Source organism: Hyphomonas polymorpha PS728 (assembly GCF_000685315.1).
Classification (GTDB): Bacteria; Pseudomonadota; Alphaproteobacteria; order Caulobacterales; family Hyphomonadaceae; genus Hyphomonas; species Hyphomonas polymorpha.
The window spans coordinates 48,797-73,285 of the sequence record NZ_ARYM01000019.1 but is presented as its reverse complement, the minus strand read 5'-3'; the positions used below and the strand labels follow the sequence as shown (position 1 = coordinate 73,285).

Genomic DNA, 24,489 nt, shown 5'->3' with positions numbered 1-24,489 from the left:
GAAACGCCGCTGCATCCGCTGACCGCCTTCCAGAGGGCCATGCTGATGCTGGGCACGATTGCCGTGGGCGCGGGCATGAGCATCAATTTTGTGGTGGTCACCCCGCTGACCCGCAAGGCGGGCCTCTCCGAAATGGAAGTGGCGGCGGTGATGACCCTCTCCACCGTTCTCTTCGCGGTGACGATCCCGCTCTGGGGCCGGATTGCCGATCTCGTCGGGCGCAAGCGGGTGATGATCTTCTCCCTGTTTGCCACCGCGCTGACCAATATGGCCTTCCTCTTCGCGCTGGAGGCAGGGCTGGCCGGGATGATCACGGGCACCACGCTTTTCCTGACGCTGACATTCGTGCGGGCCTGGTTTGGCGTGCTGGCGCCCGGCCTTCAGCCCGCCGCGATGGCCGCGATGACGGACGCCACCACCACGGCCAACCGCGCGGCGGGCCTGGGCATGATCGGCGCCGCGATGGCCATCGGCTCCATCGTCGGCCCGGCCGGGGCTGCCGTGCTTGCGCCTTTCGGGGCGCTGGCCCCGCTCTGGGGCACAATCGTGTTCTGCGTGATCATTGGTATACTGATCAGCTTCACCCTGCCGAAAACGATAAAGCGGCCCCGCAATGCGCCCCGCCCGAAGCCCCTGTCACTGACCGACCGGCGGATGCGCCCGCACCTCATCTTCTTGCTGACCTATTTCGTGGCCATCGGCATCATGCAGCAGACCCTCGCCTGGTTCATCGAGGACCGCTACCGGCTGACTGAAACCATGGGCGAGGCCGCCGGGCAGGCCGCCGTGCTGTATACCGGCATCACCTTTGCCTGCTACGCGGTTGCCTCGCTGATCGTGCAGTTCGGCTATATCAACCGGGTGAGGCCCGACCCGCGCAAGGTGTTGCCGCTGGGGCTGGCGATGGTGTCTGCCGGCTATTTCGGGGCAGATGCCTTCCGGGAGCTCTATGTAGTGTATGCCTGCTTCCTGCTCGTAGGGGCAGGCGCGGCGCTGGCCATCCCGTCTGCCAATGCGCTGGGCAGCCTGTCGGTCAGCCGTGAGGAACAGGGCGCCGCCGCCGCGCTGCTGGCCATTGCCCCGCCCGGCGGGTTCATCTTCGGACCGATGATCGGCGCCTGGCTCTACGGCCTTCACTATGCCCTGCCCCTGCTGGCGGCGGGAGGGCTGGTGGGCGCGCTGGCGATCTATGCGCTGCTGGTCACGGCGCGAAAGCCCCTCTCGCCGGACTGAAGCCTGCCGCGAGGACAAGCGGGGCGGAAAAGGGTTTGGCAACCAGCGGGGGGCAACATAGCCTGTGCCAGAAGAAGGCGGGGGAAAACCACAACATGGCAGATACCGAAACGCCGCTGCATCCGCTGACGGCCTTCCAGAGGGGCATGCTGATGCTGGCGACCATTGCCATGGGCGCAGGCATGAGCATCAATTTCGTGGTGGTCGCCCCGCTGACGCGCAAGGCGGGCCTCGGCGAAGTGGAGGTGGCGGCCATCCTCACCCTCTCTACCCTGCTCTATGCGGTGATGATCCCCCGCTGGGGCCGCATCGCCGACCGGGTGGGCCGCAAGCGGGTGATGGTGTTCTCCCTGATCGCCATGGGCGTCACCAACATGGCGTTCCTCTTCACGCTTGAGGCAGGCCTTGCCGGGGTGATCACTGGCACATCCCTGATGCTGACGCTGATCTTCGTGCGCCTCTGGTTTGGCCTGCTGACGCCAGGCCTGCAGCCAGCCTCGATGGCGGCGATGACGGACGCGACCACGCCCCTGAACCGCGCGGCGGGTCTTGGCATGCTGGGCGCGGGCATGAGCATCGGCTCGATCCTCGGGCCCGCGGGCGCCGCGGCACTGGCGCCCTTCGGCGCGCTCGCCCCGCTCTGGGGCACGATCGTGTTCTGTATCCTGATCGGCATCCTGCTGGGCTTCTCCCTCCCTCGCACGGTGAAGCGGCCCCGCAATGCCGCCCGGCCCAAACCGCTGTCGATGTTTGACGCGCGCGTGCGCCCGCACCTGATGTTCCTCGTCTCCTATTTCATCGGTGTCGGGATGGTTCAGCAGACGCTCGGCTGGTTCATCGAAGACCGGTACGCCCTCGCCGGGGACGATCCCGCAGCCGTGGGCCAGACAGCGGTGCTTTACACCGGGATCGTGTTTTCCTGCATGGCGGTGGCCACCATCGCAGTTCAGTTCGGCTATATCGCACGGCGCAGGCCTGATCCGCGCAAGGTGCTGTGGATCGGCCTGGCCATGGTGGCGGTGGGCTATATCGCGGCGGATGTGTTCCACGCCTTCCCTGTTCTGTGTGCGGCGTTTCTGTTGATCGGGGCAGGCTCGGCCCTCGCCATCCCGTCGGCCAATGCGCTGGGCAGCCTGTCGGTCAGCCGGGAGGAACAGGGGGCGGCCGCTGCGCTGCTGTCCGCCGCGCCGCCGGCAGGGTTCATCTTCGGGCCGCTGATCGGTGCGGGGCTTTACCAGCTCAACCACGCCCTGCCGCTGATTGCCTCTGCTGTTCTGGTCGGCTCACTGGCAGTCTATGCCATGCTGGTCACGGCGCGCCGCCCGCTGGCGCAGGACTAGCGCGCAAACGGCGCCGCGCAGGCACTGCCCCGCGCCGGAGAACCAAAGACCGACGGCGAAAGCTTCAGCGCGTCGCTGTCCAGCTCCACCTTGCCCGAGAAACTGGCGTCTGACGGAATGTGATTGCCGCCATCGGGAATGAGCGTCAGCGTGCCGTCTTCAAAGGTGTAGGTGCCCCAGTAATCCTTGTAGACCTCAAACGGGGTCCAGGTCAGGGCAAAGGTGCCATCTGGATGGAAGATCAGTTCCCGGACGGGCTCTGCCCCTGCCTGCGTGCAGGCTTCCTCGGCCTGCGCCCACTTGCCCACCAGCGGCTGGGCCTCTGCCAGATAGACGAGGATGCGGCCCGAAAGACTTGCATCCCCGACCTTGCCTTCCACCTGCACGGCGGCGCCGGGGTCGGCATCGGCATTGATCTTCACGGTGCGCCCATCCGCCTCCAGCGTTGCGGGGCCTGCGATGGCCACGCCCTCAAGACAGGCGCCGGGAACAGGCTCCATCACACCGGGCTGCGGCGTGAACCAGGGTTGCAGCACCAGGCTGGCGCCGGGCGGCACAGCGGGCGGCTCCATCCAGAAGAGGAAGCCGCCAAAGCTTGAGGGCGGGGCGCAGTTTGCCGGCGCATCGATCGCGGCGGCGCCAAGCGGGGCGCGCTCCTCCGGCGGATTGGCGCAGGCGGCCAGAAACAGAGCGGCGAGACAGAGACCAGATTTCTTCATGGAACCCCTCCTGGCACGACCAACGCGCAATCAGGTGTGAGGGTTCCTCTTCGGGTGATTTGCCCGAGGCTGTCTATAACGGCGAGAGGATTTGCGGCGGGATATTTGGGAAATGCGCCCGGATCAGCCTCGCAGGCCGGTCCGGGCTGATGGAGCGATCACATCGCGCTGATGCCGCCATCGACTTTCAGTTCCGCGCCGGTAACCAGCTTGGACTCGTCAGAAGCCAGATAGAGCACGGCATAGGCGATGTCGTCGGGCTCCCCCACCTTGCCGAGCGGCACCTGCCGGGCGAGCTTTTCCAGCCCCTTCTCCTCGCCGAACATCTCCTTGATGCCATCGAGGATCGGCGTGTTGATGAATACGGGGTGCACGGAGTTGCAGCGGATCTGGCCGCCGGTCTTGGCCAGGTGCAGCGCGATGGATTTGGAGATGTGGCGCACCGCCGCCTTGGCCGTGTTGTAGGACACGTAATTGGCGCTGGCGATGATGCCGGCGATGGACGAGATGTTGACGATGGAGCCAAGCCCGTGGGCGCGCATCAGGGGGATGGCGTATTTGCAGCCCAGGAAAATGGAATCCACATCCACCGCCTGCACCTTCTTGAAGCGCTCATAGGTCTCGTCCTCGACCGAGCCGAGCCCGCCGATGCCGGCATTGTTGACGAGGATGTTGAGGCCGCCCATCGCGTCATGCGCTTTCTGGGTGATGTCTTTCCACTGTTCCTCGCTGGTCACGTCATGCTGGAAGGCAAAGGCCGTGCCCGCGCCATGGGCCTCGTTGATCGAGGCGGCGACCCTGGCCGCGCCCTCGCCGTTGATGTCTGTCACCGTCACCTTGGCGCCTTCGCAGGCGAACATGCGCGCGGTTGCTTCGCCGAGGCCCTGCGCCCCGCCGGTGATGAGTGCCATTTTTCCTGCAACGCGGCCCATGGAAATTCCTCCTGATTTTTGCTGGTTCCAGCCCTAGCAGCCCGCTTCCCCGCTCGCCAAGCCCGGCCTTTGCCAGATCGGTGAAATTTCAAACGATCCGTTCAGCGGGGGCTTACCTTACCCATGATAAGCAGGCCCAATGCCACGGCGCCTCATTTCCCTCCTGCTGACCGCGCTCGCCATCGCCTTTGCGTTCGGCGCGATGACGGCGGTACGCTGGCCCTCGATCGTGATGGTGATGGGCTGGATCGTGACCGATGATGTGGCCGGCGGCCTCAATGCCATCGACTGGCGCAAGCTGGGCATTGCCCATGGCGGGGCGTATCTCCTGGCCGCAGTCTGCTACTATGCCGCTGCCGCCACGATTGCCGCGCGCAAGCCGGGCGCCGTGCTGTGGTACATCATGGGCATGGCCGCTTCGATCCCGACGATCTTCCTGGTGCATTTCGACCCCGAATGGTGGCTGAACCCCAGCGCGGGCGAAGGCGCTATGGCGGGGCTGGCCGCAGCTGCCCTGCTGCTGCTGATTGCCGTCTGGGAGCTGCGCTACCGTTCGCCGGAAGAACTTGCCGAGGAGCGCGAGATGCTGGAAGCAGCGCCTGCCCCGGTCTACCAGGCCGCGCCGGTGGTGGCCGCGCCCCCGCGCAAACGCCCGCCGGTGTTCATCGCCGATGTCGTCGTGCAGCGCCAGCGCGCGATGTTCATCGCCCAGGCCCGCCGCAAGAAACAGCGCCGCGCCGAAGCCATCGCCCGGCGCCGGGGCCAGCTGGACATCGCAGAGGACGACGAGGGCTAGGCCTCGCGGCATCGCACGCCCGTTGCAGTCCCGCCCGCTTCGCCCTACCCTTCGCGGCAACGATATGCCCGTGGGGAGGCAAGACATGCTGACAATTCGCCGTATTGCGGGCTTGGGGCTTGCTGCTGTTTCCGGCTGGCTGCTGTGGCAGGGGCTGGAGGGCGTGCTGATGATGACCTCGCGCGGCAGCCCGCTGGCCCAGGCGATTGACCTGCTCAATGGCTGGCGCTTCGTGGCCGCGGGCGTTGCCATCCTCGGCGGCCTGCTGGCGGCGGCAAATGTGCGCTTCGGCGCAGTGGTCGCCCTGATCGGCACCGTGCTGTTTACCGCCCTTGCGGCCGCCTTTGTGCTGGCCGGGGCAGATGCCAGCATCTGGCTGGATGAAGTTCTTGGCGCCGCCGCAATGATCGTACTGACGGGCATTCTCCTGTTTATCCGCAGAAGCTAGGTCCAGATTTCGGCCTTTGCAGATTGATTTCGGGACGAGAATGCATAGGTTGGCGCCAGATTCGGACCAGCCTTCTCAAAGGAATATTTTCCCATGGCAGAGACCTATGACGTCGTCATTATCGGTGGCGGACCTGGCGGCTACAATTGCGCCATCCGCGCCGGCCAGCTTGGCCTCAAGGTCGCCTGCATCGAGATGCGCGGCACGCTTGGCGGCACCTGCCTGAATGTCGGCTGCATTCCCTCCAAGGCGCTGCTGCACGCCTCCCACCTTTTCAGTGCGGCGCAGAACGAGTTTGCCAGCCTCGGCATCAAGACCGGCAAGGTCGAACTCGACCTGACGCAGATGATGGCGCAGAAATCCGACGCTGTGGACGGCCTCACCAAAGGCATCGAGTTCCTGTTCAAGAAAAACAAGGTCGATTACGTCAAAGGCAAGGGCAAGATCCTGAGCAAAGGCAAGGTCGAGGTGACCGATGCCGATGGCAAGAAACAGGTTCTCGAAACGAAAAACATCGTCATCGCGACCGGCTCAGAACCCGCCACCCTGCCCGGCATCGAGATCGACGAAGAGCGCGTTGTTTCCAACACCGGCGCGCTGAGCCTCAAGGCCGTGCCGAAGAAGCTGGTGCTGATCGGCGCGGGCGTGATTGGCCTGGAGATGGGCTCGGTCTGGGCGCGGCTTGGCTCGGAAGTGACCGTGGTGGAATATCTCGACCGCATCCTGCCGCCCGCTGACGCCGAAGTCGCCAAGGAAGCCGAGCGCGCCTTCAAGAAACAGGGGCTCTCCTTCAAGCTCGGCACCAAGGTGACCGGCATCGAGAAGACCAAGACCAAGCTGAAAGTCGCCGTGGAACCCGCCAAGGGCGGCGCGGGCGAAACGCTGGACGCGGACATCGTGATCGTCGCCATCGGCCGCAAGCCGTACACGGAAGGCCTCGGCCTTGAAAACGTTGGCGGCAAGACCGACAAGCGCGGCGTGATCGAAGTGACCGATCATTTCAAGGTGGCCGATGGCGTGTGGGCGGTGGGCGACTGTATTCCCGGCCCGATGCTGGCCCACAAGGCCGAGGATGATGGCACGGCCGTGGCCGAACTGATCGCGGGCAAGGCCGGTCATGTGAACTATGACCTGGTGCCGAGCGTGGTTTACACCAGCCCCGAGATCGCCTGGGTCGGCAAGAATGAGGAAGAACTCAAAGCCGCCGGCATCGACTACAAGAAGGGCAAGTTCCCCTTCATGGCAAACTCCCGTGCCCGGACAAACCATGAGACCGTGGGTTTCGTGAAGATTCTTGCCGAAAAAGGCACCGACCGGATCCTCGGCGCGCACATGATCGGTGTGGGCGTGGGCGAGATGATTGCAGAAGTCTGTGTGGCAATGGAATTCGGCGCGGCCTCTGAAGACATTGCCCGCACCAGCCATGCCCACCCGACGCTTTCCGAGGCCATCCGCCAGGCGGCAATGGGCGTCGAAGGCTGGACCATGCAGATGTAACCTGCCCCTGCCCCGGCGGCAGGGGCGTCCCTTGCCGCCGGAGCCGCGCATGGCAGATGTGCGCAGCTGTGTTTTACCGCGCTTGCCGCTGGACGCAGCGTGTCCAGCCTCTTACTTTGGCGGCCATGTATACTCACTTCGGAGCCGGATGGATGATCAGGCCGCTGGAAACAGCGGACATCCCCGAATGCCGTGACATCTTCACGGATTGCCTGACGGATATGCCCTGGCGGGAGCGCCACCGGGGGCAGCATCTGGCGCTGCGCCGGGCGCTGGAAACCCAGCCAGCCTGGGTGGCCGAGGAGCCCAATGCCGGCGTGATCGGCTTTCTGACACTGCAGGTGCCGACAGATTATGTGGACCATTTGTTCGTGGACCGCGACTGGCGCTTTTGCGGGGTGGCCCGCGGCCTCCTGGAAGTGGCACGGATCGAGGCGACCGGCGCGCTGAGCCTGGACGTGGATTCTGAAAATATGACGGCCCGCCGCGCCTATGAGGCGCTTGGCTGGCAGGTTGTGGCGAGCACCGGCGGGGCCGGACGGGCGCGCCAGATGCGCCTTGTCGGCCCCTGAGGGGATGACACCCGCCACCCCGGATACGGTCTATGCCGCGCCTGCCGAATGGGTCGCGCGGGGGGCAGGCGCGCAGGGCAACCTGTTCCTCACCGGTCGCGCGGGCACCGGCAAGACCACCCTGCTGCGCAAATTCCTAGCTGAGGCCGGCGACAAGGCCGTCGTATTGGCGCCCACGGGCGTCGCCGCGATGAATGCCGGCGGCCAAACGATCCATTCCTTCTTCAAGCTGCCCCCCCGCCTTGTGGAACCGCAGGATGTGCGGCGCCTGCCGAACGCCCGCGTGGTGCGCGCGGTGGAGACGGTGGTGATCGACGAAATCTCGATGGTGCGGGCCGACATGCTGGACGCCATCGACCGCAGCCTGAAGCTCAATCGCGGATCGAAACGGCCCTTTGGCGGGGCACGGATGATCCTGTCAGGCGACCTGCACCAGCTGCCCCCGGTTGTTTCCGCCGATGAAGGACCGATCCTGGCAGACCGGTTTGGCGGCTCGTATTTCTTCAACGCCCCCGCCTTTCGCGAGGCGGAGTTTTCGCTGCTGGCGCTGAAACATGTGTTCCGGCAGGCCGAACCGCGCTTTCTGGCGCTGCTGGGCGCGCTGCGGACGGGGCGCGTGACGCCGGCCGATGAGGCGGTGCTGCAGCGGCTCGTCTCCGGGCGCAGCGCCGCTGAAGCGTCTGATACGCATGTTGTTCTGACCCCGAACAATGCCAATACCTTCCGCATCAATCAGAGCCGCCTGGCGAGCCTGAAGGGCGAACGCAAGGTGTTTGCCGCGACCGTTCAGGGCCAGTTTGACGAGAAAAGCTATCCCACGGAGCTTGACCTCGAACTGCGTGTGGGCGCGCGGGTTATGATGATCCGCAACGATCCCGAAGGGCGCTGGGTGAACGGCACACTCGCCTATGTGGCAGGGTTTGGCTCACGCTCGGTGATCGTGGAGATCGACGGGCGAGCCTATGAGATCGACCCTGTGGCCTGGGAGAAATACCGCTACGATTTCGAGATGGACACCAAGAAGGTGAAGCGGGAAGTTGTTGGCACGTTCAAGCAGATGCCCCTGCGGCTCGCCTATGCCGTGACGATCCACAAGGCGCAGGGCCTCACCCTGGACAAGGTGTTCATCGACTTTGATTCCGGAATGTTCGCCCACGGACAGGCCTATGTGGCCTTCTCGCGCGCGCGCACGCTGGAAGGGCTGGAAATCTCCCGGCCGCTACGCCCGCGTGACCTGGTGCTGGACCGGGACGCCTTTGCCTTCGGCGAACTCGACAAGATCGACGAGACGCCCGCTTACCTCCTGGCAAAGTTCCGCAAGGATGAAGGCGCGCTGCTGTAAGCCCGGCCCGCCTCAGGCGAGGCGGCGGATTTCTTCAGACAGCTGGCGTTCCTGATCGGTCACGATCTTTTCCAGAACGCGCACCCGGTCTTTCAGCTTGTCGACATCGGCGCGCATGGCAGCGAGCTCGGACTGGCTTGCCATATCTGCCGGCGCATGGGCGCGGGCCTTGATCCAGGTGTTCAGAATACCGGCGCCGACGCTGATCGCGACGATGGCAACAACCATGCTAAACGGGTCCATAGGGCGCCTCCTCTATGCGCGGATTGGGTAGGTATAACGTGGGACGGACGCCCCGGCCAGTCTCGGCGCCGGGATCAATCCGGGGATCAACCCAGGCCATCAATGTCCCGGCGCAGGCGCCAGTCCCGGTCGGTGATGATCTGCTCCAGCGTGCGGACGCGGGCGTTGAGCCGTTCGATGTCCGCCTCGCGCGGGTCGGGACGCGTCTGCGCCGCGCGCCGGGAGCCGGAGCGAAACGCCAGCCAGAAAACCAGCGCGCCGATGAAGAAGTAAAACGCAGCAGCCATGAGCACTCCCTCCTTATTGATATTCAATATGTGGGGAGGATGACCCGCCGTTCAAGAAAAATTGATCGCGGCGGGCCAGTTTTTTTGATCAGGAATTTTTCAGCCGCGCTTCAGCGCCCGGTAGAGCCGAAGCCGCCTGCCCCGCGCGCGGTCTCGCTGAGCTGATCCACCTGCGACCAGGCAAGGCGCGTGACCGGGGCCAGCACGAGCTGGGCAATGCGCTCGCCGCGCTGGATGGTGAAGGGCTCGGCGCCGAGGTTGATCAGGATCACCTTGATCTCACCGCGATAATCGCTGTCGATCGTGCCGGGCGTGTTGAGGCAGGTGAGCCCGTGCTTGGCGGCAAGGCCCGAGCGCGGGCGGACCTGGATCTCATAGCCTTCGGGGATCGCCACCGAAAGACCGGTCGGCACCATGGCACGCTGGCCGGGGGCGAGCACCACCGGCTCACGGTCCGGCACAGCGGCGCGCACATCCATCCCGGCAGAGCCCGCCGTCTCGTAAGCAGGAAGATCAAGCCCGGCAAAATGGGGCAGCGGCAGCACTTCAACGGTCACATCAGTCATGCGCCGAGGCGTGGGGAGACTCTGGGGGAGAGTCAAGATCACCGCCGCCACACGAAATTAGATACACCTATTAAAAATCGCGCAGCTAGCGACAATGCCAAATATAATTCCTGGTCCGATCAGTGTTGGACAAGTTAGAAGAAAAATGGCGACGGCTTTCAAAGGAAAACGGGCGAAGCAACCAGCCAGACTAAACAGCCAAATCACGCCCAAGGGCCCTGCTACGATCACAACAAATTCAGTCGGCAGACGCGTAAGTCCGAGCCACCATTGCAATTGTAGGCCGCCAGAAATCAGGCCGCTAAGCAAAGCAACGAGTAGCCACACAGCCCTTGAGTTTGTGATTGACCGGGCACTCATAAAAAGAAAGTACCAGTTCTTCGGGCCAGGGGGAAGGGTCTACTGCTGCGCCAGACTCAGGCCGTCTCTATCCCTACCCAAGGCCTCAGAGACCTTTTGAGCAAGGCGCGCGCTGACCTCTTCCTTGGCCATGCGGGGCCAGCGGTCGATGCCGTCTTTTGTGATCAGGGCGATCTCGTTTTCCAGGCCGCCCATGACATCGCCGGAAACGTCGTTGGCGACGATCCAGTCGCAGCCCTTGCGGGCGAGTTTCTCCTGGGCATGGCGTTCAAGGTCATGCGTTTCGGCGGCAAAGCCGATGACGAGCGCCGGGCGTTTCTTTTTCTTGTGGCTGAGCGTGCGCAGGATGTCAGGGTTTTCGGTCAGCTCGATGGCGGGGGATTTGCCCTCCCCTTTCAGCTTCAGCTTCTTGTCGGCAGCTTTGACCGGGCGCCAGTCGGCTACGGCGGCGACGGAGACGAAAATGTCTGCCGGCAGAGCATCTTCGCAGGCCTTGAGCATGTCGCGCGCGGTTTCCACCTTCACAAGATCCACGCCTTCGGGCGCGCGAAGCGAGACCGGACCGGACACTAGCGTCACGCGGGCGCCTTCAGCGGCGAGCGCGGCGGCGATGGCATAGCCCTGCTTGCCGGAGGAATGGTTGGAAATGTAGCGCACGGGGTCCAGCGGCTCCCGCGTCGGGCCGGCGGTGACGAGGGCGTGGCGGCCCGCGAGACGTTTTGACCGGGGACGGAGCATCGCTTCGATTTCTGCAACAATGCGGGGCACATCCGGCAGGCGGCCGGGGCCGAACTCGCCGCAGGCCATCGGGCCGACATCGGGCTCCATCACGGTGACGCCATCGGCGCGCAGCTGGGCAATGTTGCGCTGGGTGGCGGCATGCTGCCACATGCGCACATTCATGGCGGGCACCATCAGCACCGGCTTGTCGGTGGCGAGCAGCGCGGTGGAGGCGAGGTCGTTTGCGTGGCCGTGAACCGCCTTTGCCATCAGATCCGCGGTCGCGGGACAGACGACGAGCAGGTCCGCCGAACGGGAAAGCTCGATATGGCCCATTTCGGTTTCGTCGGTCAGGCTGAAGAGTTCGGTGTAGACTTTTTCGCCGGAGAGGGCGGCAACAGAAAGCGGAGTGACAAATTCGGTGCCGGCCTTCGTCAGGATCACGCGCGCGCCAATACCGCGCCGCCCAAGCTCGCGGATAAGCTCAAGGCTTTTATAGGCGGCAATGCCGCCGCCGATGACGAGAAGGATGCGTTTGGCGCTCATATGTCCGCTATATCGGGTCTGACCTGCGCCATTCCTAGCGCAAAAACCTTGCCGGGCCCCCATTAAATCCCTGCGAATGCGCGGCCCGTCTCAACTTTCCGGCAAGATTTGGCCTGGCTCAGGGGACGCGGATGATGCGGGCCTGGCTCGATCCGGAAAAGTCGCCCCGGTCAGACACCTTGATGATAGCGCTTTGCTGAGCCGAGACCCCTTCCCGGCGGCGGATCACCACCGTGGTGGCCATCGGTTCTCCGGGGCGAGCGACATGGATGACTTCGCGCGCGGGGCCTGCCTCGGCGCAGGGGCCGGTGATCACGATCACGCCGCCTTTGGTCATCTCTGACACGTCCAGCTGGACCGCCTTGCTGCAATTGCCGCCGGCGAGCGGCTGGGAAAACGCGGGCAGAGCCAGGGCGCTGGCAGCGGCGAGGAGAATGGCGAGCTTCATGGATCCGGCTCCCTTCTGGTGGCGGAGCCGGAATGGTAACCGAAGTCTTAACAGCGCGAAGCGGTTACCCCTGAGGCGGGAACCTCATGAGGGGCCGGGCGCCGCAGCCGCGAGAAATTCGCCTGAGATTGCCCGCGCAGATCAGTTGGCGAGACCAATCGCCCAGACGGCAAGACCGGCAAGGGCGAGGACGAGCCCGAACCAGCCCCACCAGGGCGCAAAGCGCTCGCGCGGGGGCGGGGCGGCGGGCTCCGCGTCGAGGCTTCTCTCGAACCGGTCCATCACCTCGGGCAGGCGTTTGAGGCGGTTTGTCACTTCACGGACGTTTTCCGAAATCAGGCGGGCGGCGCCTTCCGGGCCGAAATTGCGGCGCATCCAGGCCTCGATCACGGGCTCGGACGCGTTCCAGATATTGTGGGTAGGGTCAATCGTGCGCGCGACGCCTTCGACCTGCACCATGGTTTTCTGCAGGAGAACCAGCTCCGGGCGCAGGGCCATGCCGAACGTGTGGGTATAATCGAACAGCTGGAGCAGTACGCGGCCCATCGAGACTTCCTCGGCAGGTCGGCCAAACAGCGGCTCTCCGATCGAGCGCAGAGCCTGGGCAAAGTCGCCGACAGACTGGTTTGGCGGCACATAGCCTGCCTCGAAATGCACCTCTGCGATGCGCACATAATCCCGCTTCAGGAAGCCCCAGAGAATTTCGGCGAGGAAGCGGCGCTCGATATTGCCGATGCGGCCGATGATGCCGAAATCGACGAGCGCAATCTTGCCATCCGGCGTGAGGATCGCGTTGCCTTCATGCATGTCGGCATGGAAGACGCCGTAATTGATGGCGCTGGCGAGGAAACCCTGGGTGATGTCGTTGGCGAGCTTCTTGCGGTCGATGCCGGGTTGATCAAGCACGCCGGGCGTTGTCAGCGGGGTACCCTCGATCCATTCGGCGGTCATCACGCGCTTGCCGGTCCGCTCCCAGTCCACCTTCGGCACACGGAAGAAACCGGTCTTGCGGTAGACCTCCCGCATCTCGTCGGCGCCGCCCGCCTCCAGGCGCAGATCGGTCTCGCGCAGCATGGCGCTGGCGATGGTTTCGGTGAAGGCAACCGGTTTGAGGCGGCGGCTTTCGGTGGAAACGCCCTCGAGGGTGCGCGCGGCGCGGCGCATGGCGGAAAGCTCCAGCATAAGCTGGCGCTCTATCCCGGGACGGAGGATTTTTACCGCGCGGTCTCCATCCGGCATTGGCATCCGGTGGACCTGCGCCAGCGAGGCGGCCGCGACAGGCTCTGAAAGATTGGGGAAAAGGCGGAGGGCTTCTTCGGCGCCAAATTCGGCGGCCAGCGCCGCGCGGGCCTGTTTCATAGAGAAAGGTGGCAGCTTGTCCTTCAGGCGGGCAAGATCACCGGCAACTTCGGACCCGAACACATCCGGCCGCGTGGCAAGGAACTGACCGAGTTTGATATAGGCCGGGCCCAGACGTTCCAGCGCATAGGCAAGGCGTTCGCCCGGCCGCCCCTTGGCACCGCCGCCGATGATGCGCAGCATGCCCCCGGCAATGCGCGCCGGCAGCGGCAGGCGGGACTGATACTCACCGGGAAGCACCACATCATGGCGCGCCAGCGAAGTGCCCGCGCGGATCAGCCGGCGATAATCGGAAAACATGCCCATCAGACGGTACCCTGCCCTTTGGAACCAATCGCGCCGCGTGCGCGTTGTTGGCTTACCTGCATCTTCAGGAGACGGAGAAAAAGCATGTCTGCATCCCCCTCATCCAACAAGTTTCTGTATTTTATTGTCGGCCTTCTGGTGGCCGGCGCCGTTGGTTTCGGCATCTACTATTTCACCGAAGGCCCCGGCGGTGAAGACAAGCTGGAAATCTCCATCGGCGAAGATGGCATCGATATCGACGGCAACTGACGCCGCCTGACTAAAAGCCGGCCGCATCAGACCGCCCAGCCGAAATGCAGGGCGGCGATGCCGCCGGAATAATTCGTGACGGACACCTGGCCAAAGCCTGCACCTTCGATCTCTGACTTGAAGGTCTGCTGGCCGGGGAATTTGCGGATGGATTCGATCAGATACTGATAGCTGTCGCGGTCTCCCGCCACGAGTTCGCCCATGCGCGGGATGACAGCAAAACTGTAACGGTCATACGCTTCCTGAAGGATCGGCGCGGTCATGTGGCTGAATTCTAGCACGGCGAGGCGCCCGCCCGTCTTCAGTACACGGCGGAATTCCCGCAGTCCCGCCACCCTGTCTGCAAAGTTGCGGATACCGAAGGAGACCGTGACGGCATCAAAGGTCTTGTCCGGATAAGGCAGGTTCTGGCCATCCGCGCAGACCCAGGCGAGACGGTCGCCCCATTGGGCATTGTCTGGCCGTGCCTTGCCGGCCTCCAGCATTGCGTCGTTGATGTCAGAGACGATGGCGGTGGCTTGCCTTGTATCGCCGCGCCGCTTGCCGGCCTTGTCGGCCAGGGCGAGAAAGGCGCGGGCAAGCTCGCCGGTCCCGCCGGCCACATCCAGATGACGCTCGCCCGGCTGCGGGTTGAGGCGGTTCATCGCGTCATGCTTCCAGAGGCGGTGGACCCCGGCGCTCATCAGATCGTTCATCAGGTCATAGCGGGACGCGACCGAGCGGAAGACCCCCTTCACGCGGGCGACCTTCTCGGTTTGCGTCACATCTTCGAAGCCGAAGGAGACGATGCGTTCTTTGCTGTCCTGGCCGGTCATGGGAACCTATCTTACCTGCGAATGCCTTAGCGTATATGCGATAAAGATGCCTGAATTACCTGAAGTCGAGACAGTTCGCCGCGGATTGGCCCCCGTCATGGAGGGCCGGCGTATCCTGAAGCTGGAGCAGCGGCGGGCGGACCTGCGGTTTCCCCTGCCCGAACGCTTCGTCGAAAGAGTGGCCGGGGCGCGGATCGACCGGCTTGCCCGGCAGGCGAAATTTCTGGCAGCGCACCTCTCTAGTGGCGAGGTGCTGGTGATGCATCTGGGCATGACGGGGCGGTTTACCATTGGCGGCCAGATGCCGGGCGAGTTCCATCACGCTGCCGGCGGGATCAGCGCGCATGATCATGTCGTCTTCCATATGGAGGGGGGCGAGACGGTGACCTATAACGACCCCCGCCGGTTCGGCTTCATGGAACTCTGGCCCGCCGCGACTTTCCCGGCATACCCACGGTTAATGGCGATGGGCCCCGAGCCGCTCTCCAACCGCTTTTCCCCCGCCTATCTGGACGAAGCGCTGCGCGGCAAGGCGGCGCCGATCAAGGCTGCGCTGCTGAACCAGAAGGTGATTGCGGGCCTGGGCAACATCTATGTCTGCGAAGCGCTGTTCCGGTCCGGCATCTCGCCCAATCGGCTCTCGAAGACGATCCCCGGCCAGCGGGCCGCGCGCCTCGCCCTAGCGATTAATGCCGTCATTGCCGAGGCGATCGAGGCGGGGGGATCGTCGATCTCCGACTTTGCCGCCACCGATGGCGCGCTCGGCTATTTCCAGCACCGGTTTGACGTTTATGACCGCGAAGGCCAGCCCTGCAAAACCTGCGGCAGCGAGGTCAAACGGATCGTTCAATCGGGGCGGTCGACATTTTATTGTCCGAGCTGTCAGCGGTAGGGCTCCAGCCCCATCCTTTTTAGCGGCGCGCCAAAGCCGCCCGCGACCAACCCTGCAAGAACCGGCGGGGCGGGCCAGAGACGCAGCAGCGGCGCAGCCAGCCGGTCGCGCAGCCAGGGCGTCACCACGCCATCTGACTGGTAGACCGGCGTGAACGCCCAGGTCATCAGCTGGTAGAGCCGGACATGGCCGGCGCGGATTTTCAAGAAACGGCGCAGAGCGGCGGCGATACGCGCCTCTCCGTGCAGGGCATGAGCAAGACCATAAGCGTCCAGCAGCGCCATGTTGGCCCCCTGCCCAAGCTGCGGGCTGGCGGCGTGCCAGGCGTCGCCGATATGCACGAGCCGGCCTTCCACCGGGGCGCGGTGGGTGCGGTGGCGATAGCGGGCAAAGGTAAGCTGCTCATGATCCGTAATCTGATGGAGCAGCGCCTCGGTTTCCGGCCATAAATGGCAGGCGGCGTCTTTCCAATGGGTGAGCGGCGCGGCGCGGAAAGCGTCATATTGGTCAGCGCGGATCGACCAGAAATAAGTGAGGCTGCCGGGCGCTTGCGGGTTGGCGCGGCCAGACGGCATCACGCCGGCCATCTTTCGCGCCGCTTCATAGCGCTGCTCCAGCGCGGCCCGGTCGAAAGGGCTGCCTTCCGGCCAGGGCAGCGTGGCCCAGAGGGCGCCATAGGCGAGTTCCTTCCGGGGCGCAGCAGAAAGCGGGGAGCGCACCCCAAGCGCATCGATTACCAGATTATAGGGCCCGTGCTGGCCCCCGGCCGCGTCTGCCAGCGTCCCCTCCGCCCGGCCGGCAGACAGGATGCGCGTTCCCGGCACAAGGCGCGCGCCCGCAGCATGGGCAGCTTCCTGCAGCAGGCTGAACAGCACAGATCGCTGGATGCCAAGGCCGCAAAGCCCCGCGCGCAGGGCAGCGTAGCGCACATCCAGAACAGCCCGGCGCGTATCCACCGAAATGCCGTGCAGGCGCGCAATCGGGCTGCCTAGCGCTTCAGCCTTCTCCCGAAGGCCCATGGCACCGAGCACGGCGAGCCCTGTTTCCTGCAGCATCAGGCCCGAGCCGACCGGCCCGGCCGCGTCGAACTGGTCAAACAGGGTAACCCTGTGCCCTTCCCGCGCCAGCAACGCCGCTGCCGCCAACCCGCCAATCCCGGCGCCTGCGATCCCTATGCTGAACTGCCGCGCCATCCTAAGGCCAGACGCCCCCTACCAGACTATGGCTTCTGTTGACGCCACGCGCGGCGCATTGGCAAGGGGCAGCAGGGCTCTAATTGGGTAAGCGCGTATCTCTGGCGTAGAATTCCATCAGTATCGGCTGGCCCGCATCTGCCGCTGTCAGCAGCAGCACATTGCGCCTGCGGTCAATCTGCATACGGAATTGGGAGAGATAGTCTATGCCCAGCAGCATCAGGGGTTCCTGCTGCAAGCCCAGATCACCGAAAAGCGCGGGATCTGCCACGATCATGTCCATCTTGCGGAAGGTGTAATAGCCGACCGAAATCTGGCGCGCGGTGGCCACATGCGCCAGAAGTTTTCCGCCAGTGGCGCCTTGCAGAAGCTGGGTTTTCTCCTCATTGCGGGGAACGCCAGCCGCGCGCGCAAAGGCCGAATTCATGAGGCTGACGGGAGATCCGGTATCGACCAGCGCCTTGCCCTTGACGCCGTTGATGCTGATCTCGGCGAAATAAAGACCATCAACTTCCGTCAGCGCGCTGCGAGCCGGGGACACTGTGCCGACACGCTTTGGCCGTCCACTATAGGCGGAGAATTGTCCCGCCGGAAAATCGAAATCAATCACATCGCCGCCAAAAGCCGTTGCGGGTATCACAAGGGGCCCGCCGGGCATCGCCTCCCGGTCATTATAGGCGGCGGTTACCTGATGCAGGCTGACAGAACCGGCACGCACCTGCGGGATCTTGACCTGACCATACTGCCGCTCGCCCAGAAGCCCGAACACCGAGACACGGTCTTCTTCATCAGAGGGGCCCGAAATGCCCGCAGCCATAGCGGCCCGGCTATCGATCATTGCCATGGTCGCGGCCGTATCAATGACCACCGGCACCGGCGGGCTGGCATTTATACTGGCCTGGACGACGAAATAACCCTGAGTGTTGAACAGGAGGGGGAAGGTGACCCGCTCCACCGCGGCAAACGCCGATACGGCCGACAGAAGCGCCAGCGTCAATGCGGCGCCTAATCCTTTCCGCGCGGCCACCGACACCAAGCTGCGCATCGGCAGATCCTCCCATGTTCAGGCCATTTCCTGGCGCTTTGACCCAGAATGCCACAGAAGCGGGGCGGCGGCCAGAAGACTTCAGACCATACCGGCATCCGTCGGCAGGCCGAAGAGGATGCGCCCCGTCAGTTCCAGCGTGGAAGGCGCGGTGACGATATGCTGGGTGATGGCATGCGCGTCCCGAAACCGGCGCTGCAGGTCGTTCGTCTCGAAAAGGGCCGCGCCCCCGCCCAGATCATACAGTGTGCGGCAGATATACGCTCCGCTGCGCGTCATGTGGGTGCAGGCCAGGCGCAGGTCAGCGCGCGCCTCCATGGGGATCTCCCCCTCCCCCTGCGCAATCGTCCAGACCCGGTCAATCTCGGCAAAGAGATAGGCCCGCGCCGCGCGCCATTCCGCCTCGCAGCGCGCAAAATCGGCCTGCATGGTCTGGCGCTCGCTGAGCGTCTTGGTCGAGCCCTGGCTTTTCTTGACGGTGGCAAGGGCATGGAAGGCGTCCAGCGCGCCGCGCGCATTGCCAAGTGCCACGGCAGAAACGCCCAGCGCCAGCAGGCCGAAGGCCGGAAACTTGAACAATGCGCCCACCTCGCGCGGCTTGTCCGCTACCAAAGACACCGACCGCCCGCGCGGCACGAGAATGTCCTTCACCTCAATATCACCCGAGCCTGTGCCTTTCAGGCCCATCACATGCCAGGTATCGTGAAGGGTCGCCTCGGAGGCCGGGAACACCATCATCCGCGTATCCGGCGCGCCGCTGGGCAAACGCTTCATCTCGCCATTTTCCCAGACCGTGCAGCCCCCGCAGAGCCAGGTGCAGTTGGCCGAGCCCGAGCCCCACTGCCAGCGGCCGGTAACGCGGAAATGCTCTCCCTCCACCACCGCCCGGCCCATCGGCGCGAACACACCGCCAGTGATCGTCAGCGGATCGGCATAGACCTCGCGCGCATGCTCGGGCGCCATATAGGCCGCGTTGAGTGCCGTGGTGGCCGCGATCATAACGCACCAGCCGGCGCTTGCATTGGCGCGGGCAGCCGCCTCGGTCACCTCGACAATCTCGCGCGGGCTGAGCTCCAGCCCGCCAAAGGCTTTCGGGGTCACCATCCGGAAGGCACCGGTGGCGGCGAGCTTTGCGGCAAGATCAGCCGGCAGGCGGCGGGCCTCTTCCATCTCGGCGGCGCGGGAGGCCAGTTCGGGCAGCAGCGGCGTCAGCTGGTCAAGCGGCGTCGGCATGGATCAATTCTCCTGGCGGGCAGCGGTATAGATGGTGACGCCTTCCTTGATCGTTTCAAGGACGCGGATGGATTGCAGGTCCGCCGGATCCATCGTCAGCGGATTATCTGAGAGGATCACGAAATCAGCCTTCTTGCCGGGCGTGATCGAGCCTTTCTCGGCTTCCTCAAAATACTGACGGGCCGCGTTCAGCGTGACCGCGCGCAGAGCGTCCATGGGGCTCGCCCGCTGGTCTTCCCCGAGCACCTGACCTGACCGCGTTTCCCGGTTTACCGACACCCACAGCAGCCGGATCACGTCTGGCGGCACCACCGGGGGATCATTGTGAACCGTATACGGAATTCCAAGTGCCTTGGCGGCGGCAAGCGGGCTGATGAAGGCAGCGCGCTCGGGCCCCAGTATAGCATCCCGGTGCCAGTCGCCCCAATAGAAGGGGTGCGCCGCAAAAAAGGAAGGCAGTATGCCGGCGGCCGCCATCTCTTCCAGCTGGTCCTGCCGGGCAGCCTGGGCGTGGATCACCACCGGGCGCTGGTCCTGCCCCGGATGGGCAGCCATCACCGGCGTCATCATGTCCAGATACTGGTCAATCGCCCGGTCGCCATTGGCATGGGCGATGATCTGGATATCGCGCGCATAAGCCTGCTCGAACAGATTGGCCACGCTCTCGTCACTATGAATTCTGTAGCCGGAATATTCCGCCGGCTGTCCGGGCCCCGGCGTGGCATAAGGCTGCGTCAGCCAGCCCGTCCGCCCCTGCAGCGAGCCATCCAGCAATAGCTTGATACCGCTGATCCGGAAGCGGCTGTCATAAGTCTTTGAGACAGCAAAATCCTCAGGGATCACGCCGTCCTTCTGGAAAAGCTGATAGGCGACAACATCGAGATACAGGTCTCCGCGCGCGGCCACCTTCTGCAGGTCGGCAATATTCTGGCCCTGCGCCGCGCCTTCCTGCGCCGTGGTGATGCCATAGCTGGCATAGAGTTCCTGAACGGCGCTGAGCCCGGCCAGGCGCTGGCTTTCGACGGGCTGGGGCAGATGCGCGTAGGCGAGATAAAGCGCGGTTTCTTCCAGAACACCGTTTGGCGTGCGCCCATCGCTCTGCCGACGGATAATACCGCCCTCCGGATCGGGCGTTTCGGGGGAGATGCCGACGGCGTCCAGGCAAAGCGAATTGCACGCGGCCAGGTGCGCCGATGTATGCATCAGGAAGACTGGTTTTTCCGTGGAGACGGCATCCAGATCTTCCCGCGCCGGGTGGCGCTGCTCGGCGAGCAGGCTGTCGTCATAGCCCCAACCCAGGATCCAGGGGGAATCTGGATGGGCCAGCGCCCAGGCTTCCAGCTGCGCCTGCAGTTCGGGGATTGAGCGGACAGGCCCGGCGGGCGGAGGCTGCACATTTGCCATCCCGGCGGTCTGCGCCAGCATGGCAAAATGCCCATGCGTATCGATGAAACCGGGCGCGAGGGCTGCCCCGCCGAGATCGCGCAGGCTGGCGCCGGTGCCGGCTGCCCGGTTGACCTCTTCGCGTGTCCCTACAGCCAGGATACGGCCGTCGCGCACCGCCACCGCCTCGGCCTGAGGGAAGGCATCGTCCACCGTTATGATCTGCGCATTGACGAAGATCACCGCGCTCTCGGCGCTCACCTGCTGCTGCGCCATGTTCTGCGGCGCGGCGCAGGCAGCCAGAAAGAGCCCCGCCACAGCGCTGCACAAAATCCTGAAGCCTGCTCTGGATGGCATGGCGTCTCTCCCCTGGATTATATCTTCTTTTTCCCGAACCATCGGCCAAACCGGCCAGTGTTGGCAAGCCTGCCTCTTTGGGCGGTCTCATTTTCCGGGGAGCAGCGCGTGCAGCTGTACCGGCGCAGCATGGCGCCAGGACATGACGAGGGCCGAGCGCAGGGTGGCAAGATCGCACGCGGCCAGGCGGATGGACGTTGCCCCCTTCTCCCCCCATTTGTTGGGCACCGGGAAAAAGATGCGCGGCTCTGCCGCGCATAGCATCCTCTGCTCGTCCGGCGTCAGGAACACATTGGAAAACTCATGATGGGGCGGCAGGGTGGCGAATATCTTGCCCTTCTGGGCGTCCACCCGGAAACTCGCCCAGTCAAAATGCGGGCGCTCAAGGGCATGGGGAAGCTTCAGCGCCTCCGCCCGGAGCTTCTCCGGCTTGATCATATGGACAGCGCGCCCAGGATTACCGCGACCAGCAGCGTCGACATCAGAATGAAGAAATAGATGCTGTCGAGCGTCAGCACGCGGAGCACTGAGGTGAACCGCCCACGCCCATAAACCACGCGGTTCAACCGGTAGAGATACCAGTTGGAATAGACGAGGAGAGCGAGCGTCACCCAGCCCGGGCCGACCAGATAGCCGGCCAGCATACCGAGCGCCATGGCGAGGAAAAGCGCCGAATGGAAATGCAGCGACACGATGAGGTGATCGAAGAACAGGAACTGCCGGCGCCAGAGATAGACCAGCGCCAGTAACAGGGCATAGACCGGCAGCATCACGAACATCAGGCGCGGAATCCATTCCCGCGTCTGTTCTTCCAGCCGGCCGGGATTATCCATCACTTCGGCAAAGCGGGCTGCTTCCTCGTCCCCGCTGGCCCCGGCATTCCGGACAGCTTCCAGCGCGTCCTTGGGCATGAAACCGGCCCATTCAGGGTCTTCCGGGGACTCGGCGGGCGCCGCCTCTTCCGCGCCGGGGACCGCTGGAGGATCCGGGATAAAAATGCTCGGCCCGCTGCTCCAAATGTTCTCGGCTTCGGAGATACCCTGCAGCGCGGCCTGATATTCCTCCTCGGTCATCTCCCCGGCGGCATAGGCACTTTCGATCTGGGTGCGGGCTTCGTCGAAATTCTGGTTGCCGCCCGGCACGAGCGACAGGCCCTGCCCCGTCACCAGCGGCAGCAACACGAAGAAGACGAGCGAAGCGAGCACATAGAGCCGGAAAGGCGGAATGAAGCGGGCGCGCTGGCCATCCAGATAGGCGCGGGTGACCTTGCCAGGTTGCAACAGCAATCCCGGCAGGGTGCGCGCCGCGCGGCTGTCGAGTGAGAACAATGTCTCGACGCTCTCCGCCAGCAGTGCCCAGAAAGGCTGGCGCAGGCTCTGCGCGCTCTGGCCGCACTGATGGCAGAAATCCCCGGTCAGCGGGGCGCCGCAGTTCAGGCAATGGGTTCCGGCGGGCTTCCCCCTGGCCCCGCCAAGACCGGCGGCCGCATCCGCGCCGGCATGTTCCATGGCTGTATCGGCGGCTTCGCCAAAGCTATCGCTCATCTCTACCCCTCCGGTCCGCGGAACACGCGCGGCTTCTTCGCCATGAAACGGGCCGTTGCCGCATGGTATCGCAAAGCGCGGCCCTCCGGCGCAAGCCCATAGGTTCGCTCGCGCAGGAACGCCATCAGATTGCGCCTTTTTCCGGCCGCCTCCAACATTGCGGGGCTCAATGTTTCACCGATCCCCACCGTCAGCGTCTTGCCCATCCGCCGGCGGACCTCCCGGAAAACGAGGGCCAGGCGCAATTCCAGCGACAGATGCGAGGCGATCTGGAAGAGGCGCGAATTCTGCCCCTCGAAGAAAACCGGCGTCACGGCGGCCCGGCCATGGGTGATCAGCTTGGCGGTAAACGGCTTCCAGTCATCATCCACCGCGAGCGGGTCAAACGGGCCGGGCGTGGTGGAGACCCCGCCCGCCGGGAACACAATCACGCAGCCCCCGCCCTTTACATGCGCGAGCGCCGCCCGCCGCATGGCGATGTTGGCGGCCACCGCCTCGCGCGTTCCGGCAAAGTCTACCGGCAGCAGATACGGCTTGGCCTCGGGCACGGCATCAAGCACTGAATTGGTCAGCACCCGGAAATCCTGCCGCCGCCGGCCTACCAGCCAGCTGATCACCAGCCCATCCAGCACGCCGAAGGGATGGTTGGCCACGATCACCAGCGGCCCCTCGGCCGGCAGGGCGGCGAGGCGGACCTCATCGAACCTTATTGTCAGATCCAGCAGGCGGATGGCGGCATCGAAGAAGCCGGTCTCGCCCAGTTCACCGGCGCGGTAGCGCTCATAGAGGCGCGCCAGCTTTGGCTGCCCCGTCGCCCGCTCCACGGCGCGCACCAGCGCCCGCTTCAGCGGGTCGTTGAAATACGCCGCATAGGAGAGTTCCGGCGCTGCAGCAGTGTCCATCAAAGCCGCCACATGCGCGCAAGGTTGTTCTTCTGCATATCGGATGATCCGCCCACGATCGGCATGCCCAGAAGGTCGCGCAGGTTGCGCTCGATGTCATAGGCGTCTGACAGGCCATAGGCCCCAATCACCTGCTGGCAGGCGAGACCGATCTCCACGCCGGCATCGGCCACATAAAGCTTGGCCATCGCCGTCTCTGCCGAGCAGGGCTGGCCCGTGCCCGCCAGCCACGCCGCGTGATAAAGCATGTGGCGGCAGGCGGCGAGTTTCGTCCGGGCGGTGACGAGCTTGTGGGCAATCGCCTGATGCTGGCCGATGCGTTTGCCAAACTGTTCGCGCTCCCCGGCATAGCGCCAGGCTTCTTCCAGCGCCGCGCGGGCAAGGCCGAAGGCAACCGCCGTAATCTCGATCTTCTCCACGTCCAGTGCCCGGCCGGCGAGCGCGTCCCAGCCCCGGTTCCATTTTTCCGGGCCGCCAACGATGGCGCTTTCGGGCAGACGCACATCATCCAGGAACACATCCATCGAATGGGTGTAGCGCAGGTTTGCATGCTCAATCGGCGCCATGCTGACGCCCTTGGCCTTTGTTGGCACAAGGACGAAAGTGAGATTGCCATGCCGGGCGCCCGGCTCACCCGAGCGGCAGAGGCAGTAGGTATAATCCGCCCAGTCCGCCCCCGTGCACCAGCGCTTGGCGCCCTTGATGACGATCTCGTCTCCCTGGCGCTCCACCCGCGTCTCGACACTTGGAAGGTCACCGCCGACATTCGGCTCCGACAGGCCATAGGCAAGGAATATCTCTCCGCGCGCCAGCTTGGGCAGCAGCTCTTCCTTCTGGGCTTTCGATCCGTTCTCGGAAATATTGAGCCCGCCATAGAAGGCCGCGTGAATATAGGGCCCGGCCATGCTGGGCCCGCCCTGGCAGAGTTCCTCAATCACGGCGGCGGCGGCGTAAATGTCCTCCCCCTGCCCGCCATATTCCTCCGGAATGGTGAGGCCGATCAGGCCCATCTCCGCGATTTCACGGAAGAGGGCCCGGTCCCAGGTGGCTTCCCGGTCCCATTGCCGGCGCTTCTCGCGCGGCATCCTTTCGGCCACCCATCGCGAAAGCTGGCGGCGGATTTCGGTCACATGGTCAGGTTCTGCGGCAAAATAGGTCATGC

Annotated in this window: 26 protein-coding genes; 9 read left to right on the top strand and 17 right to left on the bottom strand. The window is 64.5% G+C overall.

The features are described from left to right. Nucleotides 1–1,233 (top strand): MFS transporter (locus HPO_RS15080; RefSeq protein ID WP_241767937.1); only part of this gene is annotated, 1,233 nt, incomplete at its 5' end. Between the two features lie 95 nt (nt 1,234–1,328). Further along, nucleotides 1,329–2,573, top strand: a complete 1,245-nt coding sequence (locus HPO_RS15075) for an MFS transporter (protein ID WP_241767936.1) — start codon at nt 1,329–1,331, stop codon at nt 2,571–2,573. Here the strand turns inward: HPO_RS15075 and HPO_RS15070 are convergent. Further along, nucleotides 2,570–3,292, bottom strand: a complete 723-nt coding sequence (locus HPO_RS15070; RefSeq protein ID WP_035600476.1) for a hypothetical protein — start codon at nt 3,290–3,292, stop codon at nt 2,570–2,572. The two genes, HPO_RS15075 and HPO_RS15070, sit on opposite strands and share 4 nt — an antisense overlap. A 158-nt stretch (nt 3,293–3,450) precedes the next feature. Beyond that, the gene (locus HPO_RS15065; protein WP_035600473.1) at nt 3,451–4,224 is read right to left on the bottom strand and encodes an SDR family oxidoreductase; all 774 of its coding nucleotides are present in this window, start codon (nt 4,222–4,224) and stop codon (nt 3,451–3,453) included. A gap of 139 nt (nt 4,225–4,363) precedes the next feature. Here HPO_RS15065 and HPO_RS15060 point away from each other — a divergent pair, with 139 nt between their 5' ends. The 5 genes from HPO_RS15060 (at nt 4,364) to HPO_RS15040 (ending at nt 8,879) form a co-directional block, all read left to right on the top strand. Then, a complete protein-coding gene (locus HPO_RS15060; RefSeq protein WP_035600471.1) occupies nt 4,364–5,020 on the top strand; it encodes a hypothetical protein in 657 nt (218 codons plus the stop codon). An 85-nt stretch (nt 5,021–5,105) separates the two neighbouring features. Continuing rightward, entirely contained in the window at nt 5,106–5,468 is a 363-nt protein-coding gene (locus HPO_RS15055) for a hypothetical protein (protein ID WP_035600469.1), read from the top strand. Between the two features lie 93 nt (nt 5,469–5,561). After that, complete coding sequence (lpdA, locus tag HPO_RS15050) at nt 5,562–6,965, top strand: dihydrolipoyl dehydrogenase (RefSeq protein WP_035600466.1); 1,404 nt, start codon at nt 5,562–5,564, stop codon at nt 6,963–6,965. A gap of 152 nt (nt 6,966–7,117) precedes the next feature. Continuing rightward, a complete protein-coding gene (locus HPO_RS15045) occupies nt 7,118–7,537 on the top strand; it encodes a GNAT family N-acetyltransferase (RefSeq protein ID WP_035600463.1) in 420 nt (139 codons plus the stop codon). A gap of 4 nt (nt 7,538–7,541) precedes the next feature. After that, nucleotides 7,542–8,879 carry an ATP-dependent DNA helicase gene (locus HPO_RS15040; protein WP_035600462.1) on the top strand — a complete coding sequence of 446 codons (1,338 nt, stop codon included), beginning with the start codon at nt 7,542–7,544 and terminating at the stop codon, nt 8,877–8,879. A gap of 12 nt (nt 8,880–8,891) precedes the next feature. Here HPO_RS15040 and HPO_RS15035 read toward each other — a convergent pair whose 3' ends face one another. The 6 genes from HPO_RS15035 to HPO_RS15010 all read right to left on the bottom strand — a co-directional run bounded on the left by HPO_RS15035 (nt 8,892) and on the right by HPO_RS15010 (nt 13,714). Further along, the gene (locus HPO_RS15035; protein WP_035600457.1) at nt 8,892–9,122 is read right to left on the bottom strand and encodes a hypothetical protein; all 231 of its coding nucleotides are present in this window, start codon (nt 9,120–9,122) and stop codon (nt 8,892–8,894) included. A gap of 86 nt (nt 9,123–9,208) precedes the next feature. Then, nucleotides 9,209–9,409, bottom strand: coding sequence for a hypothetical protein (locus HPO_RS15030; RefSeq protein WP_035600453.1), 201 nt, complete (start codon nt 9,407–9,409; stop codon nt 9,209–9,211). A 110-nt stretch (nt 9,410–9,519) separates the two neighbouring features. Further along, the gene (dut, locus tag HPO_RS15025) at nt 9,520–9,975 is read right to left on the bottom strand and encodes a dUTP diphosphatase (protein ID WP_035600450.1); all 456 of its coding nucleotides are present in this window, start codon (nt 9,973–9,975) and stop codon (nt 9,520–9,522) included. A gap of 399 nt (nt 9,976–10,374) precedes the next feature. Beyond that, nucleotides 10,375–11,601 carry a bifunctional phosphopantothenoylcysteine decarboxylase/phosphopantothenate--cysteine ligase CoaBC gene (gene coaBC, locus HPO_RS15020; RefSeq protein ID WP_035600448.1) on the bottom strand — a complete coding sequence of 409 codons (1,227 nt, stop codon included), beginning with the start codon at nt 11,599–11,601 and terminating at the stop codon, nt 10,375–10,377. Between the two features lie 118 nt (nt 11,602–11,719). Beyond that, nucleotides 11,720–12,049, bottom strand: coding sequence for a hypothetical protein (locus tag HPO_RS15015; protein WP_035600445.1), 330 nt, complete (start codon nt 12,047–12,049; stop codon nt 11,720–11,722). A gap of 141 nt (nt 12,050–12,190) precedes the next feature. Beyond that, nucleotides 12,191–13,714, bottom strand: a complete 1,524-nt coding sequence (locus tag HPO_RS15010; RefSeq protein WP_035600443.1) for an AarF/UbiB family protein — start codon at nt 13,712–13,714, stop codon at nt 12,191–12,193. An 84-nt stretch (nt 13,715–13,798) separates the two neighbouring features. On the opposite strand from HPO_RS15010, the gene HPO_RS20570 reads away from it, so the two are divergent. Further along, on the top strand, nt 13,799–13,963 hold the full coding sequence (locus tag HPO_RS20570; RefSeq protein WP_157532868.1) for a hypothetical protein: 165 nt from the start codon (nt 13,799–13,801) through the stop codon (nt 13,961–13,963). 26 nt (nt 13,964–13,989) lie between these two features. Here HPO_RS20570 and HPO_RS15005 read toward each other — a convergent pair whose 3' ends face one another. Continuing rightward, nucleotides 13,990–14,778, bottom strand: coding sequence for a class I SAM-dependent methyltransferase (locus HPO_RS15005; protein ID WP_035600440.1), 789 nt, complete (start codon nt 14,776–14,778; stop codon nt 13,990–13,992). Between the two features lie 46 nt (nt 14,779–14,824). Between HPO_RS15005 and mutM the strand changes: the two genes are divergently transcribed. Continuing rightward, on the top strand, nt 14,825–15,670 hold the full coding sequence (mutM, locus tag HPO_RS15000) for a bifunctional DNA-formamidopyrimidine glycosylase/DNA-(apurinic or apyrimidinic site) lyase (protein WP_035600506.1): 846 nt from the start codon (nt 14,825–14,827) through the stop codon (nt 15,668–15,670). On the opposite strand, the gene HPO_RS14995 is transcribed toward mutM, so the two are convergent. The 8 genes from HPO_RS14995 to HPO_RS14960 all read right to left on the bottom strand — a co-directional run bounded on the left by HPO_RS14995 (nt 15,661) and on the right by HPO_RS14960 (nt 24,487). Continuing rightward, nucleotides 15,661–16,863 carry an FAD-dependent oxidoreductase gene (locus HPO_RS14995; protein WP_035600437.1) on the bottom strand — a complete coding sequence of 401 codons (1,203 nt, stop codon included), beginning with the start codon at nt 16,861–16,863 and terminating at the stop codon, nt 15,661–15,663. The two genes, mutM and HPO_RS14995, sit on opposite strands and share 10 nt — an antisense overlap. Before the next feature lie 79 nt (nt 16,864–16,942). Further along, a complete protein-coding gene (locus HPO_RS14990; protein WP_035600434.1) occupies nt 16,943–17,908 on the bottom strand; it encodes a retropepsin-like aspartic protease in 966 nt (321 codons plus the stop codon). A gap of 81 nt (nt 17,909–17,989) precedes the next feature. Then, nucleotides 17,990–19,141 (bottom strand): acyl-CoA dehydrogenase family protein, encoded by a 1,152-nt coding sequence (locus HPO_RS14985; protein WP_035600433.1) that lies wholly within the window; start codon nt 19,139–19,141, stop codon nt 17,990–17,992. 3 nt (nt 19,142–19,144) lie between these two features. After that, the gene (locus HPO_RS14980; protein ID WP_035600431.1) at nt 19,145–20,881 is read right to left on the bottom strand and encodes an amidohydrolase; all 1,737 of its coding nucleotides are present in this window, start codon (nt 20,879–20,881) and stop codon (nt 19,145–19,147) included. Between the two features lie 87 nt (nt 20,882–20,968). Then, on the bottom strand, nt 20,969–21,319 hold the full coding sequence (locus HPO_RS14975) for an MmcQ/YjbR family DNA-binding protein (RefSeq protein WP_035600430.1): 351 nt from the start codon (nt 21,317–21,319) through the stop codon (nt 20,969–20,971). Further along, nucleotides 21,316–22,425: a DUF3667 domain-containing protein gene (locus tag HPO_RS14970; RefSeq protein ID WP_035600428.1), complete on the bottom strand. Its 1,110-nt coding sequence runs from the start codon at nt 22,423–22,425 to the stop codon at nt 21,316–21,318. The genes HPO_RS14975 and HPO_RS14970 overlap by 4 nt, the downstream gene beginning before the upstream one ends. Nucleotides 22,426–22,427: 2 nt before the next feature. Then, nucleotides 22,428–23,327 (bottom strand): lysophospholipid acyltransferase family protein, encoded by a 900-nt coding sequence (locus HPO_RS14965; protein ID WP_051612660.1) that lies wholly within the window; start codon nt 23,325–23,327, stop codon nt 22,428–22,430. Beyond that, on the bottom strand, nt 23,327–24,487 hold the full coding sequence (locus tag HPO_RS14960; RefSeq protein WP_035600426.1) for an acyl-CoA dehydrogenase family protein: 1,161 nt from the start codon (nt 24,485–24,487) through the stop codon (nt 23,327–23,329). Before HPO_RS14960 ends, HPO_RS14965 begins: the two co-directional genes overlap by 1 nt. Nucleotides 24,488–24,489 lie beyond the last annotated feature (2 nt).